19 protein-coding genes are annotated in these 19,197 nt (G+C 34.0%); all 19 read right to left on the bottom strand.

Going from position 1 to position 19,197, the window contains the following annotated elements; translation table 11 throughout:
- Window positions 1-36 precede the first annotated feature (36 nt).
- On the bottom strand, window positions 37-786 hold the full coding sequence (locus tag ACFEMA_RS05660) for a DUF6090 family protein (protein WP_411767082.1): 750 nt from the start codon (window positions 784-786) through the stop codon (window positions 37-39).
- Window positions 779-1,525 carry a DUF6090 family protein gene (locus tag ACFEMA_RS05655; protein ID WP_411767081.1) on the bottom strand — a complete coding sequence of 249 codons (747 nt, stop codon included), beginning with the start codon at window positions 1,523-1,525 and terminating at the stop codon, window positions 779-781. Before ACFEMA_RS05655 ends, ACFEMA_RS05660 begins: the two co-directional genes overlap by 8 nt.
- A 2-nt stretch (window positions 1,526-1,527) precedes the next feature.
- Window positions 1,528-2,283 carry a DUF6090 family protein gene (locus ACFEMA_RS05650; RefSeq protein WP_411767080.1) on the bottom strand — a complete coding sequence of 252 codons (756 nt, stop codon included), beginning with the start codon at window positions 2,281-2,283 and terminating at the stop codon, window positions 1,528-1,530.
- A 4-nt stretch (window positions 2,284-2,287) separates the two neighbouring features.
- Window positions 2,288-3,046, bottom strand: coding sequence for a DUF6090 family protein (locus tag ACFEMA_RS05645; protein ID WP_411767079.1), 759 nt, complete (start codon window positions 3,044-3,046; stop codon window positions 2,288-2,290).
- Window positions 3,043-3,810: a DUF6090 family protein gene (locus tag ACFEMA_RS05640; RefSeq protein WP_411767078.1), complete on the bottom strand. Its 768-nt coding sequence runs from the start codon at window positions 3,808-3,810 to the stop codon at window positions 3,043-3,045. The genes ACFEMA_RS05645 and ACFEMA_RS05640 overlap by 4 nt, the downstream gene beginning before the upstream one ends.
- Entirely contained in the window at window positions 3,803-4,516 is a 714-nt protein-coding gene (locus ACFEMA_RS05635) for a DUF6090 family protein (protein WP_411767077.1), read from the bottom strand. The genes ACFEMA_RS05640 and ACFEMA_RS05635 overlap by 8 nt, the downstream gene beginning before the upstream one ends.
- Before the next feature lie 47 nt (window positions 4,517-4,563).
- Window positions 4,564-5,352, bottom strand: coding sequence for a DUF6090 family protein (locus ACFEMA_RS05630; RefSeq protein ID WP_411767076.1), 789 nt, complete (start codon window positions 5,350-5,352; stop codon window positions 4,564-4,566).
- A gap of 7 nt (window positions 5,353-5,359) precedes the next feature.
- Window positions 5,360-6,418, bottom strand: coding sequence for a DUF6090 family protein (locus tag ACFEMA_RS05625; protein WP_411767075.1), 1,059 nt, complete (start codon window positions 6,416-6,418; stop codon window positions 5,360-5,362).
- Window positions 6,411-7,163, bottom strand: a complete 753-nt coding sequence (locus ACFEMA_RS05620; protein ID WP_411767074.1) for a DUF6090 family protein — start codon at window positions 7,161-7,163, stop codon at window positions 6,411-6,413. Before ACFEMA_RS05620 ends, ACFEMA_RS05625 begins: the two co-directional genes overlap by 8 nt.
- Window positions 7,160-7,909 carry a DUF6090 family protein gene (locus tag ACFEMA_RS05615; RefSeq protein WP_411767073.1) on the bottom strand — a complete coding sequence of 250 codons (750 nt, stop codon included), beginning with the start codon at window positions 7,907-7,909 and terminating at the stop codon, window positions 7,160-7,162. The genes ACFEMA_RS05620 and ACFEMA_RS05615 overlap by 4 nt, the downstream gene beginning before the upstream one ends.
- A 6-nt stretch (window positions 7,910-7,915) precedes the next feature.
- Entirely contained in the window at window positions 7,916-8,683 is a 768-nt protein-coding gene (locus ACFEMA_RS05610) for a DUF6090 family protein (RefSeq protein WP_411767072.1), read from the bottom strand.
- On the bottom strand, window positions 8,680-9,462 hold the full coding sequence (locus tag ACFEMA_RS05605; protein ID WP_411767071.1) for a DUF6090 family protein: 783 nt from the start codon (window positions 9,460-9,462) through the stop codon (window positions 8,680-8,682). The genes ACFEMA_RS05610 and ACFEMA_RS05605 overlap by 4 nt, the downstream gene beginning before the upstream one ends.
- A 1-nt stretch (window position 9,463) precedes the next feature.
- The gene (locus ACFEMA_RS05600; RefSeq protein ID WP_411767070.1) at window positions 9,464-11,359 is read right to left on the bottom strand and encodes a hypothetical protein; all 1,896 of its coding nucleotides are present in this window, start codon (window positions 11,357-11,359) and stop codon (window positions 9,464-9,466) included.
- 5 nt (window positions 11,360-11,364) lie between these two features.
- A complete protein-coding gene (locus tag ACFEMA_RS05595) occupies window positions 11,365-12,603 on the bottom strand; it encodes a nuclear transport factor 2 family protein (RefSeq protein WP_411767069.1) in 1,239 nt (412 codons plus the stop codon).
- Window positions 12,604-12,696: 93 nt separating this feature from the next.
- Entirely contained in the window at window positions 12,697-14,508 is a 1,812-nt protein-coding gene (locus tag ACFEMA_RS05590) for an acyl-CoA dehydrogenase family protein (RefSeq protein WP_411767068.1), read from the bottom strand.
- Window positions 14,509-14,584: 76 nt separating this feature from the next.
- Window positions 14,585-14,944 (bottom strand): four helix bundle protein, encoded by a 360-nt coding sequence (locus ACFEMA_RS05585; RefSeq protein WP_411767067.1) that lies wholly within the window; start codon window positions 14,942-14,944, stop codon window positions 14,585-14,587.
- Window positions 14,945-14,989: 45 nt separating this feature from the next.
- Window positions 14,990-16,180 (bottom strand): acetyl-CoA C-acyltransferase, encoded by a 1,191-nt coding sequence (locus ACFEMA_RS05580; protein ID WP_411767066.1) that lies wholly within the window; start codon window positions 16,178-16,180, stop codon window positions 14,990-14,992.
- 118 nt (window positions 16,181-16,298) lie between these two features.
- Window positions 16,299-18,707, bottom strand: coding sequence for a 3-hydroxyacyl-CoA dehydrogenase NAD-binding domain-containing protein (locus ACFEMA_RS05575; RefSeq protein ID WP_411767064.1), 2,409 nt, complete (start codon window positions 18,705-18,707; stop codon window positions 16,299-16,301).
- A 1-nt stretch (window position 18,708) separates the two neighbouring features.
- Window positions 18,709-19,164 carry a MarR family winged helix-turn-helix transcriptional regulator gene (locus ACFEMA_RS05570; protein WP_411767063.1) on the bottom strand — a complete coding sequence of 152 codons (456 nt, stop codon included), beginning with the start codon at window positions 19,162-19,164 and terminating at the stop codon, window positions 18,709-18,711.
- Between the last annotated feature and the right edge of the window lie 33 nt (window positions 19,165-19,197).

Raw genomic sequence — 19,197 nt, 5'->3', positions numbered from 1 at the left:
TTTGGTTTATTTGAGAAAAGAATTTAATCATTAGTATTAGTCTAAATAAGGTTGTAATAACGGAAGCATTTCTCGTATATTCTGCTGATTTGATTCTAATTCTGATTTTGCAGCTCTGTATAAAACATTATAAGCTGCTAGCATTACGGCCACTCTAGGCGTAAAATCTTTGCTATCAATATTTGTCCATGTATGATTATATAAATAACTATTATTATAATTTTCATCATACAATCTGCCTATAATATTGTACTGCTTTACAAAATCATCTAAATGGATTCGATATTGATCTAGTGTTTTTTCAACTAAATCTTGATTGGATGCCATAACCGTATAATAGTTTGATAATGGGTTTTTAATCTTAGCTGGCAAAATATCAAAAGCTCCAGTAGATTTTAAATTAGAAAAGGTATTGGTATTGTAGGCTGGTGAAGAATACCATCTTATTGGAAACTCATTTTTCATTATCTTAACTAAAGTGTCGAGATTTGCTTCTGTTGCATAAGATCTTCTCAATAAATTAGGAATTATAGCATTTCTTTCATAAACAAGAGGTAATTCTTTATTAATAAGCAAACTGTCAGATATTAAATCAATATATACAGACTGAATTGCCGTTTTTAATTTAATGTTTTCTTTTCTTTCTTCATTCCAATTATTTATCTGCAAGGCAATAAGAATACCAATTACAACAAGGAGAATTTCGCCAATGGCATATTTAAAGTATTTTCCACTTTGGTTTTTCATAATTAAGGATTGACGAATATGTCTAAAGAATTTAATCATTTGTTTCTGTTGCTTTAATTATTTCATTCATCAGAAGTGTTAGACTTTTATAATCGTTTCTGAGTCTATACGCCAAGAAATAAAAATTTTCTAAGCGGTTCTCAAATTCTCGATTATTTAAAAAACTAATGGGATTGATGGCTATTGATGATGGCTCCAAGGTTTTTATAGTGCCCATTAATGCATCCAGATTTCTTACGGATCCGTATTTAGTAATAAATTCAATATACTCTGCACTATAAAGGTCATAGTCGTCCTGTACTTGTTTCATTTTACTATACTGTCTTTCCCATTTGAACAATAATTTTTTTAGAGCATTATCATTTAATTGGGTTAATGCTCCAGAGTTTTTAAGCTCTATGAGCACAAATGAGCTTGGTGACCAAGAAGGTGTTGTAAAGGTTCTACTTAAAAGTAAATCGAATTCTTTTTGAGTTATTTCGGCTTCACTGTCTGTCATTATAGACATCACTTCCTTAATTGCTACAATAACAGTATCTAATCTTTGTATATCATTATTTATTTCTGTGAGGTTCTCATTAAACTCATCATTTAAATTTTGCAGAATTATCGCATTCTTTCCTTTAATGGTTTGGTTTTCATTCCAGTTATTTATCTGCAATGCAATCAAAATCCCAATAACGACCAAGATGATTTCGCCAATGGCGTATTTAAAGTATTTAGATGTTTTATCTTGCATAAGTAAGTTTTTGCGGATATTACGGAAGAATTTAATCATATTTAGGCTTTAATTTCTTTATCAATTAATGCTATAATTTCATCCATCCGCAATGCTAAGCCTTCATATCTTTTATTCAATTCATAAAATAAATCAAACTTTTCTTTTAAAAGATGAACTAATCTATCATCGGGGTTAGAAACTATATAAAAATTATTTCGCCTATTTTCAAGAGTTCCATAGAGTGAAAATAGATCTTTACAATCAGTACAATTAGACCCAAATTTTGAATTGCTTATTAAATAAGGCTTAATTACATTTTGGTTTAAATCTTCAGTATATAATTCGCTCGCGGTAATTCTTGTTAAATGTAATTGGTACAAGTCGGTTATATTTTTCCTTAGTTGTGTATTAGATACTATGGTAATACCTATGGATTGTAGGGCTTCATAAGCACTTAGTTTTGGGAATAGCATTGATGTTTCTAATAAATAACTTGTAGAAATTTTTATTGGATTGTTATAGTTTTCATCAGTGATTTTTCTGTAGAGTGTGTCTGTTATCAAAAGTATCTTTTTTGCTTTAGCTATATCTGTAATTAAATCGAGTTTGGTTTCTTCTAGGTCCTCTTTAAGTTCTTTAAGTAACTGTACTTCGGTATGTCTTGTCTTGTTAAGTTCATTCCAGTTATTAATCTGCAGGGCAATCAAAATACCTATAACGACCAAAATAATTTCTCCAATGGCATATTTAAAGTAGCGGCCAGTTTTGTTTTCATTCATAAGTTTATAACGTATATGACGAAAGAATTTTATCATGCTTTTAATTCGTTTTAGAAGGGTTCAATACTTTGTCAATTTCTACAAGCATGGTATTTAGGTCGTCAATACCAAGATTTATTTCTCTTACAATTCCCGACATGCGTCCGTGTCTATAATACATTTCTGCATATACCTCTCTATTTTTTAGTAATGCGTCATAATCAATCGGAAAGTTGGGAGGCTCATAACTATTATAAAGCGTGTGCCACCCAGGTACACCTGCATTCAACATTGCCCTTTGAAGGTTATTCTCCCTGTTATTTTCAATATGTTGAAAATCCGCTCCAATTTTTTCAGCAAAATGTCGCCAATCTATTAATTTTTGTTCAAGGTTATGGTAAGATTGCTTCGGTAGTGATTTAAAGTCTATTTTAGTTTCAAAACGCAATCTTTCACTAGTTACCAGATCTGTATTTAATGCATAATTGAAAAGGGTACCTACTGAGTCGGGTGTAATTGTTAATGGGGTTTCTGATTCTGCAATGCTCAAATAACTTTTGGTTCCCAGTTTGGCTTTCTCAAAATAACCTATCTGAGTTTTTAAAAAATCGCTCATTGCCATTATTTCAGTACGTAAATTCGATAACTGGTTCTTTTGATAAGCAGACTTTTTTTGATTTTCATTCCAATTGTTAATCTGTAGCGCAATTAAAATCCCAATTACTACGAGGATTATTTCGCCAATGGCGTATTTTAAGTACTTTCCAGTCTTTCCTGTTTCCATAAGATTGTAGCGTATTTGTCTGAAAAATTTAATCATTTGGTTTTACAAAATGGTTTTATAAGACGACTAAGTTCAACAGCTGATTTTTGAATACTCCGTAGTAAGTCTTTTTCTCTTTCACAGATAATTATTGTCATATTCATATGATCTTTTAAATGATGAAATAAAAAACTATTTGGGTCTTTTTGCCACTCAGTACTTTTTAAAAGTTTTTGAAGTTCCTCTCCAAAAATATCTTTGTATAATGGTAATTCTTGAAGACCAAATTCTGTATAATTTTGATTATTAAAAACCTTCTCCGATAATTCTTGATTATTGCTATCAACAACACCTAAGGCATAGTTTTGATTGGTATAGAAGTCTAAAATAGCGTTTTTTAGGTTTTCGTTTTTTAAGTTTTCGAGCTTACCTGATGAGGTAATATCATTTATAGCCGCTTTTGTTGGGAAAAACTTAATCGACCGTAGTGCAGCTACATAGTCAGCTAATAATACTGCTTTATCGTCTTGTATTTTTAATAAATTAGTAAGAAGCCTTTTAGCAGCGACTTGCCGTTTGTCTAAAGAAACAATAGTACTATCTACATTATTAATATCTGCTCTAAGATCTTCAAATATTTTACAGTAATACGTACCTTCTTGATGTTTTAATTTCCGCTGTTCATTCCAATTATTAATCTGTAGCGCAATAAGAATTCCTATTACAACAAGGATAATTTCACCAATGGCGTATTTGAAGTACCGACCCGTTTTGTTCTGTTCCATAAGTTTATAACGTATTTGACGGAAGAATTTAATCATGACTATTACTTTCTATAGCTACAAGAGCAGATTCAATTGTAGATTTTAATTCTCTTAACCAAAGCTTCTCCACCATATACTTTGTATAATATTCATGAAGCAGTTTATAAGTTTCAGGCTCTTTTAAATACTTAGCTAATGCTTCATCATCTAAAATGAAATCCGAGTGCGTGGCAAGATCGGTATCTGGATAGGACATGTTGTGAAAATTCTCTAAAGAATTAAATTTAATGACTAACTGCGACCAGTCTTTTTGAAAGGTTGCGTTTGTAAGATTTATAAATTCAATGTAATTAGTAATTGAAGTTTCGTAATCCGTAAGTGCTGTTGTAATATCTTCGGATAATAAACTGAATTTACCTGATGATTTAGCACTGCTTAATCTCGAGTTATTAAGTATTGCCACTTCAAAAACTAATGCATCTGTGACATAAGACCTTAGACTATCTAGAGACTTTTTTGTGTTAGCACTAGCAGAAAAATTTAAAACTTCAATAAGGTTTTTATTTGTTATCGCGAGATGATTTGTCCTTCTATTAAATTGATCTAAATTTTCGTTAAGTTCTTGTTTAAGATTTGATATTAATATAGATCTTTCCTTGTTTTGTTGATTTGCTATATTTAGATTATTAATCCAAAGCGCTATCAAAATCCCAATGACTACAAGGATAATCTCGCCAATGGCGTATTTAAAGTATTTACCCATTTTGTTTTGGTTAATTAGTGAGCGACGAATATGACGGAATAATTTAATCATTTAGAAAGTTCTTTGTCTATTATAGAAATTATGTCTTGAGCCTTTTTTATAAGTTCTATAGTTTCACTTTTAGTTAATTGGCAAAAAACAGCTCTTCTGTTTAACATGTTTAAAAAAACTTTGTTTTCTAGTATAGCCTTATAATCGCTTGTGAGTCTATCTCCCTCGCTTAAGCTTTTAATTCTTTCTGCCCCAAAACGAAGTCCGACATCATTAGCTAATTTCGTCTTAAATACGTCGTCCCAACAAATGTAGTTATCTAAAATTGCTGAATATTGCAGATACAAATCAAAATGAGCAACTTCATCTTCTATCATATCAGCCACATCTCCTGGCCATTGAATTAATTTCTTTTTAAGATTTTCTTTAGCAATTAGATTAATTTTACCAGAGGTTAAAAGCAGATTTAAAGAACCAGCTTGGTTATTATAAGTTGGCGCACTCATCGTTCTGAAGAATAAACTGTCTAAATCTTTTGAACTGTAGTTTGTAACCTCCTCTGGCTGTTTGTTATATATAATTGTAGCAGCCGAAATTATATTATTTCGGATATCGTTTAAAAATTCAAACTCTGTGATAGCTTTCTCAAAATCCTCTTTGAGATTAGTCAATATCAATTTCTCTTCAATACGCTCTAAACGTTTTTGATTCCAATTATTGATCTGCAAGGCAATGAGAATACCAATAACGACCAATAATATCTCGCCAATGGCGTATTTAAAATATTTGCCTGTTTTGTTTTGTTCCATGAGGTTATATCTAATTTTTCTGAAGAGTTTTATCATTATATTTTTATTCAATTATCATATAACCATTTTCTACAGCGCCATATGCATTTATACAATGACCACTTTCATCTATTACTTTAACGAGATTATTATTATCACCATCTAGACCAAAATAGCCTGAAGATGGGATGGTTCTAAAGGTATTTGGTGTAATTTCTAAAATAGCAACAGGTTGGCTGAAATTGTTGGTAATGTTTAAATACAGAGTCTCGTTTGTAAAATTGGCATACAATTCACTAGCACGACGTTTCTTTAGATCCATGAGTTTAGCTGCCTCTACATCACAACGATAGTTTACAAAAGGTTGCATATTGAATTGCTGAAATAACTCGATAATAGCTTTATTACTATAACCGTATTTAACTCTTTTAATGGTTGCAAGCGCCGCCATAGTTTGTGCTCTGTAGCGTGTTACCTTGTCGTAATAATTTTGAACTTTTGCCCAGTAAGCTAAAGCTAGTGCTTCATAACTTTCATCATTAAGAAAATAGTCTATGGCCTTTGCGTTAGATATCGCGTCATTTTTAACAAACCAATTAAAAACAAATAACGTTTTTCCGTTATTTTCAATATTTTCGTCTAGGTTAGACCATGTATCGTCTAATGCAAACTTATTATACTGTATATCCTTTATCGCTTCTATTATAGGTTTATATTCTGCATTAATTATCTTTTCTGATTCTACAAACTGATTAATATTTTTTTCTTTAGGGATTAGATATTCCCAATTAGACACTAAATACCTGAGATTATAATTAGCGTTATAATCTTCTTCAGTTAGCTTTTTAGCTGCTATAAGGCGCACAAGAGAGTCTTGTTTGCGATAAAAATCTAATGTGTAGTTGGTGGTCTTATAGTTACTTATTAAGTCTTTTTCAATATCTAATAATAATTGATCGATTTGAGTTTTTTTCTTGCGCTCTTCATTCCAATTATTGACTTGTAGTGCAATCAAAATACCGATAACTACAAGGATAATTTCACCAATAGCGTAAAGCAGGTATTTTTTGGTTCTGTTCTGATTAATCATGGATTGTCTTATTTTACGAAAAAACTTAATCATTAGCATCTAGGTTTTGATCAATATGTTGAATTAGCCCTTTTGAGTGACTTAAGGAATATTCCATTTCGTCTTTGGTCAGTCTAAAAAGAATACGCTTAAAATTGCTAATACCTTGAAATGCTGCAGCCAAATGGGCTAAGTCAATATCTTTCCAAACTAAGGAATCAATAAGCTTACCTTGATCGTGAAGCGATGTAGAACCAAATGTGTAAGTGTCGACATATTGCGCCAGTTTTTCCCGGTAATCTTTAGAAACGCTTTCAACCATTCCTTCGCGGTAAAACTTACCATTGTAATAATCTTTTATATGGGCTTTAAGAGAATCATTCATAACATCAATGAGCCCTGTATCGTTTAAACTTTTATAGGCGTTGGTATTATAGAAAATGGGATTGTTCCAGTTTGGGTTGAATTCGTTTCGGGTAATTCGCAACAGTGTATCAACCGTTGCTTTGGGCTTTGCTATGCGCTCTCTAAGCGATTCATTGAGCTGATATTGATAGTTTACGTCTGGTAGATGATTGGTAATTAATAGTGAATCTTGAACCAAATCGGTTTTTAAAGCTTTGAGTGCTTTATTTAAATTGACATTTGTATTTCTTTCTTCGTTCCAATTATTAATCTGAAGCGCAATGAGAATCCCAATGACCACTAGGATGATTTCGCCAATGGCGTAGAGCAGATATTTTTTGGTTCTGTTTTGATTTATCATAGATTGACGTATATGGCGGAAGAATTTTATCATCTTAAATTTTCTAATTCATCATTGATTAGCGCAGTACATTCTAGTATATTTTGCTCTAACTGCCTATAGTTTTTAAGCATATAGACTCTCAGGTCTTCATTCATTACAATGGCATTTTTGAATTCTACATCATTTTTAAGTGTCTCAAAATTGATTGGTTTTCCTAACTGTTCGCCAGCTATGGCATTATTATCTTTTTTTCTGACCTCAATTCTGCTTAAAACAGTTGGCATTACAATCTGATATTGCATAGCATGGTCATCTTGGGTTTCAAAGTCAATTACATTTTGGTAATAGAAAGAATAAAGTTTTGTAATTGCTTTTCTTAAATTGTCATTAGTAACTATTTCTAACCCCTTAGATTTTAACGTTTCATAGGCACTATAGTTAACCACAGATCTTGTTGTATAAAGTAAACTCCCATAATAGACATCTAATGAATCTGAATATGTAACATTGTGATCAAGACTATTTAAAACAATTCGACTTGCATTAAGCCTTGTTTCATTAAAACCTATATTAAATCTTACATCTTTTAAATCTGCTTTTAAATTATTGGCAATTTCATTGAGATACTTTATTTGTACCTCCTTGGTTTGCATGTCGGTATTCCAGTTGTTAAACTGTAACGCAATCAGAATACCAATGACTACAAGGATGATTTCGCCAATGGCGTATTTGAGGTATCGACCAGTTTTATTTTGTTCCATGAGGTTGTAGCGTATTTGGCGGAAGAACTTAATCATCTCTATTTATGAATTAGCATTAAAATACTCATCTATTAATTCCGTAATAAGTTTACCTTTTTCGATAGCTTTCTTATAAAATTCTTGCTGGGTGCGAGATTGGTAAAGACTTCCAAAATTCATTGCCTCCATTTTACTATCATTCTTAATTTTTTCCATATCTGGGGTCAAAGTTGGCCTATTATCCATTTTATAATAATCCTTAATTAAGGGGTGTAAATTTCCTTTTCGGTTATATTTACTATAGGTATCAAAGTAATGAGGCTCTAATTCTTTTTTTATAAAGGAATTTGAAATCTCTTCACGTTCCTTTACTCGGCCTAGCAAACTATAATATTCAGATATGTGGTTCTGTAATTCCGTTGGTATTACAGAATACTCTCCACTTTGCATTAGTTTGTCATAGGCGGTTCTGTTGATGTAAAAATTTTGCTCAAATAGCATTTCGACAATGTAACTAGTTGTTAAACTGTCATAAGGTTTTATTTCTTGAAATTGATCGGACAAATGTTCTGCAGCGGATATCTTATTTTTTATAGATGCATTTAGTTCTTTTAGTTGAATGAGATCATCAGATACATTTTCAGTTAAAATTCTAAGTTGCTCCCTTGCTGAACTTACGGTCTTGGATTTTTCATTCCAATTGTTAATCTGTAGTGCAATTAAAATCCCAATAACTACCAGGATAATTTCGCCTATGGCGTATTTAAAGTAGCGACCTGTTTTGTTTTGTTCCAAAAGATTTTTTCTGATATGTCTGAAGAATTTAATCATTGGTTTAGATAGTTTTCTATATCATCTTGCATATTTTTAATACTAAGTTCCATTCTTTCCATTAAATCTAAATTGACACTACTTGTTCTTCCTCTATGTCCAATATGATTTAAAACCATAAACAAAAAGTCTTTATTTTTAAATTTATCTTCTTGTAATTTTTTGGCCCAAGGAATTGGTGTGGCTTTTAAAGAAAAGTCAACACCACCAGCTACTGTAAGGCTATCAGTATAATTCATATCAACGATATTCTCTTTTACTAACAAATCTCTAAATTCTGCTATCGTTTTCTCATTGCTTATTTGTATCACCAAAGCACTATAATCTAGGTATTGGTAAAACTTAAGAATCTTTTTTCTTAAACCGCTATTTTTTATGAGTAGAATGTTTCCAGAACTTTTTAAATCCTGAAACGTCGGGTCGCTAACGACAAAAGTTTTACGAGTTATATCAGTAAGATAATAATTAATACTATCGGCATTTATGTTATTGGAGTTTAGGTGTTTTATGGCTTTTTCACATTTTAGACGCATTAGAGTATTGTGAATCACTTGATCTTCTACGAGCTCTTGCTGCGCCTTAACATCTTCGAGAATATTGTTTAAATATTCTTTCTCCTTATTGTTGTTTAGTCTAGTGGTATTCCAGGTGTTGATCTGCAATGCAATCAAAATCCCAATTACCACAAGGATTATTTCGCCAATGGCGTATTTAAAGTAGCGACCTGTTTTGTTCTGTTCCATAAGATTGTAGCGTATTTGTCTAAAGAATTTAATCATATTAGTTAAGCAATTGAGAAATAAGAGAAACAGAAAAAATAGTGAGCATAAACCACCCGATAAAACCCTGAATAATAGCTAAATAACGTGGTAAACCTTTAATTGGGATTTCTCCAAAACCTAAAGTAGTAAAGGTGTTTATGGAGAGCATTAGGGCGTTAATTATCTTTATAAATATGTCATAGGTTATAGATACTAAGAAAGCACCAACTAAAAGTACGGATTTCCAAAAACGTTTATGGTGTGGCAACTCACTCCAAGTGCCTTGCATTATATCAATCTTGCTTAAAAAGGCAGCAGATAGTTTAGTACCAGAAATAGACCATTTATATATTGGAAGAGCTGTTGAGGTGAAGAATTTTGGTACTTTTTTATCGGATGATTTAATGAGTTTTCTATACTCATCATAGCCCATCAATTCTTCTTTCTGGTCGGACAAATATACTTCGTGTATACCCGCCTGCTTATTCATGTATTTTAAGAAGAAGCTGTATCTGTTTAGAATTCTGTTTTTACCATGTCGGTCCCAGGAATTAGGAAAGAATAGATAAATCAAGGCAAATACAAAAATAACATACACGGAAAAGGTTATGGCTTTGGAAGGTTTGGTGCCATAATCTGAAAACACTTTTAAAAATTGATTCACTTTCCATTGAAAAAAGCTATCAAAGCTGGGATTGGAGTCAAACAAATATTCCAAACGTTTGGTTTCAAAATCTTTCAGATTCATATACACTTTGTTGGCACTTACCATGTCAAAATTATCTCGATAATGTCGGTATAACCCGCCTCTAAGTGCTGCTTCTCCGGCATATACTTCTGCATTTTGAAAACGTAATTTTTCCTTGTAAAAGGAATTAAATGAATCCGTATTTATTTTTACAAATTCTTCATCTGGTAACATGTTTGTATAATTCATGAAAGCATTGTCGGAGTAAATTTTGTTGTTAAACTGTTTCCATTCTACTAAGTCAGATGAATTTAAATTATTGAGGGTCAATTTTAACCCGTTAATGAAATCGTTTTGTTTTATAACTAAGGATTCATGCTGCAAATCAACACGCAAAGTAACTCTTGGGCTTACGAACGTATTACCTTCCATTATTATATACTTAAGTTTATTAAGATTTAATGTAATAAACCCATTTCCTAAAAAATGATTATTGTAAATGGTCGATCCACGAACACTATAAAGACTGAAGTTTGTAAATTGAAATGATCTGTTACCTTCAACATAGTTGGTGTAAAATGTGTTTCTAAATACTTCTAAGCCATCCCATGAGATATTTTCTTTATTATTCCGTAATGAGACATTACACATTTTATAAAATGCATTATGACCTAAGACTATCGATAATTGAACTTTTTTCTCTCTAGTGAATTTTTCTTCTAAATCAAAAATTTCATAATTTAAGATCCGTAGTCCTTCATCAAAACGACAATGGTATATTTCAGCTCCACCAACGTTACTGAAGCGTACTGTTTTTTTAAAATGAATATTTAACAAGTATCCACTGAAATATACAGTTTCATTGGGATCGTTTTCGTTAAGTTTAGTTCTTTTTTTATTTGAAAAAAGGATATTGTTTAATTCAATATGCTTGTCTATTACCATTTTCTCTTTTTTAGGATCTAAGAGGCTTATATCCATAAAGGAATATTTGGCTGTCGTTAAAAGAGAATCTGTTTTAACATTATACCTAATAATGGCATCCTTAAGCTTAAAGATGGTATCTTTTTCTGCCTCAATCATTTTAAAAAATTCAGCGTAACTAAACTCTTTATAATTTTCTGAAAGCTCTTGAGAGAAAATGTTATGTGTTAATAAAACAAGAAGTAAAAAGCTTGTTTTTCTTAGAGAATGTGATTGACAAATATGGAGGAAGAATTTAATCACAAATCTTAGCGGATAAAGGTAACCTTAGCTATCAATCCATTTTCAACCTCATAAATAGCAACAGCCTTAAACGTGTTACCATTAACTGTAACATACTCGTGGTCAATAACTTTATTGCCAATAACAATGCGCTCTAAAATCTCACAGTGTAAGTCGGGTGTGTTTTTAAAAAAGGTTTCATATCCGGGTCGCATGGCAGCTTGGCCTTCAGACATCAAGGTATTTGGAAAGTTAAAAATCTTTACATTATTGGTGTAAGTCGCCATAAACGCATCAATGTCTCTAGCATTATAGGCGTCTAACTGTTTCTGGACGATGGCTTCCGCCTCCGATGGGGTGGAGGACTGGCTTGTGTTCGAAGTTGAGGTGTTTTCATCAATATTCGTTTCCGCAGCCAATGCCAATTGTGTAGAATTACCGTTAACGGCGAGTCGAGAGATGGTGCTAATCCCTTGTGAAGATAAATCAGCTACTTTTTTCCAATTGTTATCTTGTTGCAAGGTCAATTTGTATACTATGCTTCCTTTAGCAGAAAGTATCGTTCTATTGTCTAACCAACATATATCTTCAACATCTTTCAATGTATTTGCCAAAAGTCTGGTATTACCTGTACTTGGATCCACAGACCGTATTTGCCATTGCGCATCATTTTGTTTTGAAATGTAACTCACTAAATTAGACCCTGGAATAATATGGAAAGACCTGCCGACCTTGGTAGCATATTTTCTGTTAGTGCCATTTGAAATATTGGATGCATATAAGTTTAAGTTTTCATCTTCAATAACTGCTGAAACTACCGTGTTTTCATCAGACCAAGTATAATACGCAACGACTAAGTCCTTTATAAGTTCAGTTGATGTACCGTCGCTCCATGTATATTCATAAAGACGTTGCTTGCCATCATCATCTAATCTGACAGCAGAGATGGCGAATTTTTTTGGAATTTTCTGAGGGGAATATTCTCCACCTTTTTTTGTGTTAGAAATGTAATCTAGTTTACCACTTTTGATTGTATAAGATGCAATATCAGTTTGCCCATTTCTAGTGGAAGCAAATAAAATAATATCATCACTGTAAAAGTTAGGCTGATTATCATAGCCAGCATTGTTGGAAATGTTTTTGCCATTTCGTAATTCAGGTTGGCTATTATTGACCTTTATTTCGAAAAGGTAAACTTCAGTATCGGGCTGTGCCACTGCTAAAAGACTTAAAGGGAGAAGCAGTGCTATGAGTTTGGTTTTCATACGGTTGGATTAATTTAGTCTAATATAGTGAAAAAAAAATCCGACGCTTTTAAAAGTGTCGGATTTTTAGTTGCTATTAATTTAGGGTGTAAACTAAAAACAATATTTGTTTTCAGCTTTAACTTTTTCTGCAATCTCATTTCTTAAATCTACAATATCAGGGTAGTTCTGATATTTCGTATAACGTTTAAGACCCATGAGCATCATGCGCTGTTCATCACCTTCAGCAAAAGAAATAATACTTTCTCTTCCTTTGTCTTCAACCGTGTTTAACGCGTTGTATAAATATAATTTAGACATTGCTATTTGTACAGACTGTGCATCTTCACCAAAACGCTTAGCATTCTTCTCAGTTCTTAAAATTGCAGACTCAGCCATATAGATTTCAATTAATATATCAGCAGCAGCGATAAGCAACTGTTGATGCTTCTCTAGTTCTGTTCCAAATTTTTGAACAGCCGCTCCAGCAACCATTAAAAAGACTTTCTTCATTTTGGCTATCATGGCTTTTTCTTCTGAAAATAATTCTGAATAGTCAGGAGTTTCAAATGAAGGAATGCCTAACAATTCTTCTTGTACAGCTTGTGCTGGGCCTAATAAGTCAACATGACCCTTCATTGCTTTTTTCACTAGCATACCAACAGACAACATTCTATTGATTTCGTTAGTTCCTTCGTAGATTCTTGCAATACGTGCATCTCTCCATGCGGCTTCCATAGGCGTTTCTTCAGAGAAGCCCATACCACCAAAAATCTGGATACCTTCATCTGCACAATTCTGAACGTCCTCAGACACAGCTACCTTAAGAATTGAACATTCTATAGCATATTCCTCAACTCCTTTAAGTTCTGCTTCTTGGTGAGAATTTCCTGCGGCTTCCCTAAGTGCAATGCGGTCTTCAATATTTTTAGCAGCTCGGTATGTTGCAGATTCACCAGCATAAGCATCAGATGCCATTTTAGCTAACTTCATTTTTATGGCACCGAAATCTGCAATAGGAGTTTTGAATTGTTTACGCTCATTAGCATATTGAACGGCAGTAGTTAAAATTCTTCTTTGAGAATCTAAACATGCCGCAGCCAATTTTATACGCCCAACGTTTAGAGCATTCATTGCAATTTTAAAACCTTCTCCACGACCAGCCAACATATTTTCTACTGGTACAACAGTGTCGTTAAAAAACACCTGACGCGTTGAACTTGCTCTAATACCTAGTTTATGTTCTTCCTCACCAAGAGTAATTCCGTTTGGATTTTCTGGATCGTATTCTACAATAAACCCAGTAATATTTTTATCATCTTCAATACGTGCAAAAACGATCATTAAACTACAGAACCCTGCGTTTGAAATCCACATTTTTTGTCCGTTGATCTTATAAGACTTTCCGTCTGCTGATAATTCAGCTGTCGTTTTTCCTGAGTTAGCATCAGATCCTGCGTCTGGTTCTGTTAAACAGTACGCACCAAACCATTCGCCAGTAGCTAATTTTGGTACATATTTTTGTTTTTGTTCTTCGGTACCATAAAGTGTGATTGGCATTGTGCCAATACCGGTATGTGCACCAAAAGCAGTACTGAAAGAACCAGTTCCGGAAGATATATAGTCACAGGTTAAGCAGGTAGATACAAATCCCATTCCTAATCCACCATAGGCTTCAGGTACAGCTACTCCCAAGAACCCAAGTTCACCAGCCTTACGCATTACCTCTTCGGTAAGTGCATAGTCCTTTGCTTCAAATCGATCTTTGTGCGCAATGATTTCACGGTCGTTAAATTCCATAACCGCTTCCTTCATCATTCGTTGTTCTTCTGAAAAATCTTCAGGAGTAAAAACGTCTTGACAGTTGGTTTCTTTAACTAAGAATTGACCACCTCGTAGAATATATTTATTTTCTGTTTCTGCCATAGCTATTAAAGTTTTATTTCTTTTTTATTGAATTTCTTAAAGGGAAATAAGATGTGAGAGGTTAGAAGTTAGACTTCTATAGCTTTCCCATAAAACCTATCGTCATTCTTTGAAATTCGTTGTTTTTATTATTTATTTTTTCAAATTGTTCTTCTGAAATATATTTAGCGTGATGAGCGGCAATTAGTTGAGTTCCTAATTCGAAAGAAGAACCCAATGAATAATCTAAAAATGTGCTAAATGCTTTATCGGTTCTTGCTGACCCTTCGGCAATATTTGATGGCATTGAAACCGCGCAACTCGTTAATTGAGAAGTTAATCTGTAATCTTCTCTCTTCGGAAAAACGGCAGTTAAATCATATACGTCTTTCATGATTTCTGTGCCTAATTGCCAAATTTTTAAATTACGATGGTTATGTCGTTTTCTACTACTCATTTATTTTTTCAGCTCTAATCTCTAACTTCTAATTTCTAATCTCTTTTAAGAAAGAAACTCAAAAATTCCACATGCACCTTGACCTGTACCAACGCACATGGTTACAGCGCCATATTTTCCTTTCATGTTGCGCTTACGCATTTCATCAAACAATTGCACAGAGAGTTTAGCACCTGTACAGCCTAGTGGATGTCCTAATGCAATGGCACCACCATTGACGTTTATGATATCTGGATTTAAGCCTAATTCACGTATGACAGCTAGAGATTGCGATGCGAAAGCTTCATTTAGCTCGATTAACCCAAGATCATCTTGTTTTAAGCCAGCTTGTTCTAGTGCTTTTGGAATGGCTTTTACAGGGCCAATTCCCATGATGCGAGGCTCAACACCTGCAGCAGCATAACTAACCAAACGTGCTATTGGCTCAATATTTAATTCTTTCACTAAATCTTCACTCATTACCATAACAAAAGCTGCACCGTCACTCATTTGGGACGAATTACCTGCTGTAACACTTCCTCCTTGGGCAAATACAGCTCTTAGTTTTGCCAACGCTTCCTTACTGGTACCTTTTCTAGGACCTTCATCTTTAGTAACTGTGTAAGACTTTGTTGCTTTTTTACCATTCTCGTCGATATACGTCTGATCTACAGTAATTGGCACAATTTGGTCTTGAAAACGGTTTTCAGCTTGTGCTTTAAGCGCTTTCATGTGAGAGTTGTAAGCAAACTCATCTTGATCTTCACGTGATACGTTGAACTGATTTGCTACTGCCTCAGCGGTATTTCCCATGCCCCAATAATATTCTTCATGCCCTGCTTTTACAGTATCGTAATTCAATTCAGGTTTAAATCCTGTCATTGGAACAGAGCTCATGCTTTCAGACCCGCCAGCAATAATACAATCTGCCATTCCGGCTTGTATTTTTGCTGTGGCAATTCCAATCGTTTCAATCCCTGAAGAACAAAAACGGTTTACGGTTACACCAGGTACATCAACGCTATTTAGACCTATCAAAGAAATAAATCGCGCCATATTTAAACCTTGTGAACCTTCTGGCATTGCATTACCTACAATGACATCGTCGATACGTTTTACATCGAGGTTAGGCAGTTCTTTCATCATGTGCTGAATGGTTTCAGCTCCTAATTCATCAGCTCTTTTAAATCGGAACACCCCTTTTGGAGCCTTTCCGACTGCTGTTCTGTATGCTTTTACTATATATGCTTGTTTCATAATAAGCCCCTTCTAACTTCCCCAGAGGGGAAGAAATTATTACGGGTATTTTTTATTTATTATTCATATTTTTTAGTCTCTTGTGCCTCCTTCCCTTGGGGAAGGTTGGGATGGGCTTTTAATTACGTAAAGGTTTCCCAGTTTTTAACATGTGTTGAATTCTCTCCAATGTCTTTCTTTCGGTACAAAGCGATAAAAACGCTTCTCGTTCTAAATCCAGAAGATATTGCTCCGTCACATGTGTAGGCTCAGATAAGTCGCCACCAGCCATAACATAGGCTAACTTATTTGCAATTTTTTGATCGTGTTCACTAATGTAGTGACTGGCCTCCATTGAGTCCGTTCCTACTAAGAACATACCTAAAGCTTGTTTTCCAAGAACCTTAATGTCTTTTCGTTTTGGTGGTTGTGTATAACCAGCATTTGCCATTAGTACGGCATGTGATTTAGCCATGGCAATCTGTCTATCTTTATTAACTACTACAATATCCTTTCCTTTTTGAAGAATGCCTAAGTCATACGCTTCATAAGCAGAAGTCGCCACTTTGGCCATACCAATAGTTAGAAAGTATTCTTGTAAAACGTTTAACTCTACATCACCTTTTCTAAACGTATCTTGTGCTCTCAGTGCCATTTCTTTAGAACCACCACCGCCAGGTATGACTCCAACTCCGAACTCGACAAGACCGATATAAGTTTCAGCAGCTGCGACAACCTTGTCAGCGTGCATAGATAACTCACAACCTCCACCTAACGCCATACCGTGAGGTGCGGCTATAGTTGGAATGGAAGAGTAGCGCATGCGCATCATCGTGTCCTGGAAATATTTTATGGCGCCATTGAGCTCATCATACTCTTGTTCTGCGGCCATCATAAAAATCATACCGATGTTGGCACCAACTGAAAAATTCGCTGCTTGATTACCAACAACCAATCCAGCAAAATCTTTTTCTGCAATGTCAATAGCTTTGTTTAACCCTGCGAGTACATCACCTCCGATGGTATTCATTTTTGATTGAAACTCAACATTCAGGATACCATCACCTAAATCTTCAACAACAACACCTGAGTTTTTAAATACTTCATTAGATGTTCTAATATTATCTAAAATGATAAAGCTATCCTGCCCAGGAATTTTTTCTTGAGATTTTTTAGGGATATCATAGGCGTAAGTTGCTCCGTCCTTGACTGTGTAGAAAGAAGAACTCCCTGACTCAAGCATTTCTGTTACCCAAGCATTAGGTTCTAGACCTTCAGCTTTCATGATGTCGATACCTTTCTCTACACCAATGGCATCCCAAATTTGGAAAGGACCGTGTTCCCATCCAAATCCTGCTTTCATGGCATCATCGATTTTGTATAAATCGTCTGTGATTTCAGGAATACGGTTTGAAACATAAGCAAATAAAGCTGCAAAACTCTTACGATAAAAATCACCTGCTTTATCTTTTCCACCAACTAAAACTTTGAAACGGTCAACAACCTTGTCTATAGTTTTAGTCAATTCTAGTGTTGCAAACTTAGCACGTTGTTTTTCTCTGTAGTCTAATGTGTTTAGATCCAATGATAAAATTTCGGAGGAACCGTCATCTTTGCGTACTTTTTTGTAGAATCCTTGCCCGGTTTTACTTCCCAACCATTTGTTTTCCATCATAGTATTGATGAAGTCTGGAAGCTTAAATAAATCATGACGTTCATCATCTGGGCAATTGTCGTAGATGCCGTTTGCCACGTGAACTAAGGTATCTAACCCAACAACATCGACTGTTCTAAAAGTGGCTGACTTCGGTCGTCCAATGACTGGACCAGTTAGTTTATCAACTTCCTCAATCGTTAAATCTAAATCCTTAACAGCATGAAATAAACTCATAATGCTAAATATTCCGATTCTATTCCCTATAAAAGCAGGAGTGTCTTTAGCAACAACTGATGTTTTACCAAGGAATTTCTCACCATACTCATTTAGAAAATCTAATACGGCATCATCTGTTTTTGGACCAGGAATGATTTCAAACAACTTTAAATAACGCGCTGGATTAAAGAAGTGTGTTCCACAGAAGTGTTTTTGGAAATCTTCAGAACGTCCCTCACTCATAAACTTAATAGGAATACCAGAGGTATTTGAAGTAATAAGAGTGCCAGGTGTTCTATGCTTTTCAAGCTTTTCGAAAACCTGTTTTTTTATGTCAAGTCTTTCAACGACAACCTCCATAATCCAATCGACATTTTTGACTTTAGAAATGTCATCTTCAAGATTACCAGTTGTTATTCTATCCGCAAAAGAAGAGTGATAGAGTGGTGCAGGCTTAGATTTAATGGCTGAAGTTAAAGCTTCATTCACAATCCTGTTTCTTACGGACTTATCTTCTAGAGTTAATCCTTTTGCTTTTTCTTTATCATTTAATTCTCTAGGTACAATATCCAATAGGAGTACTTCAACTCCAATATTGGCAAAATGACAAGCGATACCGCTTCCCATTATACCTGATCCAACGATGGCTATTTTGTTTATTCTTCGTTTACTCATCTTATTTTAAAATGTGTTCTTTTTGATTGTAAATCTGTTTGTTAGAAATCATGTTATTAATGACCTCTGTCACTTCAAAGAAGTGTTGTAGTTTTTCTTCATCTACATTATTTTTAATGGCGTCATTAAATATTAGTACGCGCTCCCTTGAATATGCTCTTTTCTCTCGTCCAAACTCTGTTAAATAAATTAAGACTCCACGTCCGTCTTCGGGATTTGGCTTACGTTCTATTAACCCTTTCTCTTCCATGGTTTTTAAAGTTCGGGAAAGGCTTGTTGCTTCCATACCCATTTTAGGTCCTAAAGATGTGGAAGGTGTTCCTTTTTCTGGGTCTATACTGAGCAATGCAAATCCTGTGGCCATTGTAGTTTCAAATTTTGAAGCTTCCTCATTATACATCTTGTTAACGGCTAACCAGGTGGTTCTTAAAACGTAATCAATGGTTTTGTCTTTCATAAGAGATGAAATTGATTGTCAAATATACAAAAA

The sequence above is a fragment of the Winogradskyella sp. A3E31 genome (assembly GCF_046720935.1).
Classification (GTDB): Bacteria; Bacteroidota; Bacteroidia; order Flavobacteriales; family Flavobacteriaceae; genus Winogradskyella.
The sequence above is the reverse complement of the archived record's forward strand: the minus strand, read 5'-3'. Positions and strand labels throughout refer to the sequence as shown.

Excerpts from the sequence above, each read along its gene's own strand:
- ACFEMA_RS05660 (WP_411767082.1), bottom strand. The coding sequence starts at position 786 with ATGATTAAATTCTTTAGACATATTCGTCAATCCTTAATTATGAAAAAC.
- ACFEMA_RS05625 (WP_411767075.1), bottom strand. The coding sequence starts at position 6,418 with ATGATTAAGTTTTTTCGTAAAATAAGACAATCCATGATTAATCAGAAC.
- ACFEMA_RS05595 (WP_411767069.1), bottom strand. The coding sequence starts at position 12,603 with ATGAAAACCAAACTCATAGCACTGCTTCTCCCTTTAAGTCTTTTAGCA.
- ACFEMA_RS05645 (WP_411767079.1), bottom strand. The coding sequence starts at position 3,046 with ATGATTAAATTTTTCAGACAAATACGCTACAATCTTATGGAAACAGGA.
- ACFEMA_RS05585 (WP_411767067.1), bottom strand. The coding sequence starts at position 14,944 with ATGAGTAGTAGAAAACGACATAACCATCGTAATTTAAAAATTTGGCAA.
- ACFEMA_RS05620 (WP_411767074.1), bottom strand. The coding sequence starts at position 7,163 with ATGATAAAATTCTTCCGCCATATACGTCAATCTATGATAAATCAAAAC.
- ACFEMA_RS05610 (WP_411767072.1), bottom strand. The coding sequence starts at position 8,683 with ATGATTAAATTCTTCAGACATATCAGAAAAAATCTTTTGGAACAAAAC.
- ACFEMA_RS05575 (WP_411767064.1), bottom strand. The coding sequence starts at position 18,707 with ATGAGTAAACGAAGAATAAACAAAATAGCCATCGTTGGATCAGGTATA.
- ACFEMA_RS05635 (WP_411767077.1), bottom strand. The coding sequence starts at position 4,516 with ATGGGTAAATACTTTAAATACGCCATTGGCGAGATTATCCTTGTAGTC.
- ACFEMA_RS05580 (WP_411767066.1), bottom strand. The coding sequence starts at position 16,180 with ATGAAACAAGCATATATAGTAAAAGCATACAGAACAGCAGTCGGAAAG.
- ACFEMA_RS05650 (WP_411767080.1), bottom strand. The coding sequence starts at position 2,283 with ATGATAAAATTCTTTCGTCATATACGTTATAAACTTATGAATGAAAAC.
- ACFEMA_RS05640 (WP_411767078.1), bottom strand. The coding sequence starts at position 3,810 with ATGATTAAATTCTTCCGTCAAATACGTTATAAACTTATGGAACAGAAC.
- ACFEMA_RS05605 (WP_411767071.1), bottom strand. The coding sequence starts at position 9,462 with ATGATTAAATTCTTTAGACAAATACGCTACAATCTTATGGAACAGAAC.
- ACFEMA_RS05615 (WP_411767073.1), bottom strand. The coding sequence starts at position 7,909 with ATGATTAAGTTCTTCCGCCAAATACGCTACAACCTCATGGAACAAAAT.
- ACFEMA_RS05570 (WP_411767063.1), bottom strand. The coding sequence starts at position 19,164 with ATGAAAGACAAAACCATTGATTACGTTTTAAGAACCACCTGGTTAGCC.
- ACFEMA_RS05630 (WP_411767076.1), bottom strand. The coding sequence starts at position 5,352 with ATGATAAAACTCTTCAGAAAAATTAGATATAACCTCATGGAACAAAAC.
- ACFEMA_RS05590 (WP_411767068.1), bottom strand. The coding sequence starts at position 14,508 with ATGGCAGAAACAGAAAATAAATATATTCTACGAGGTGGTCAATTCTTA.
- ACFEMA_RS05655 (WP_411767081.1), bottom strand. The coding sequence starts at position 1,525 with ATGATTAAATTCTTCCGTAATATCCGCAAAAACTTACTTATGCAAGAT.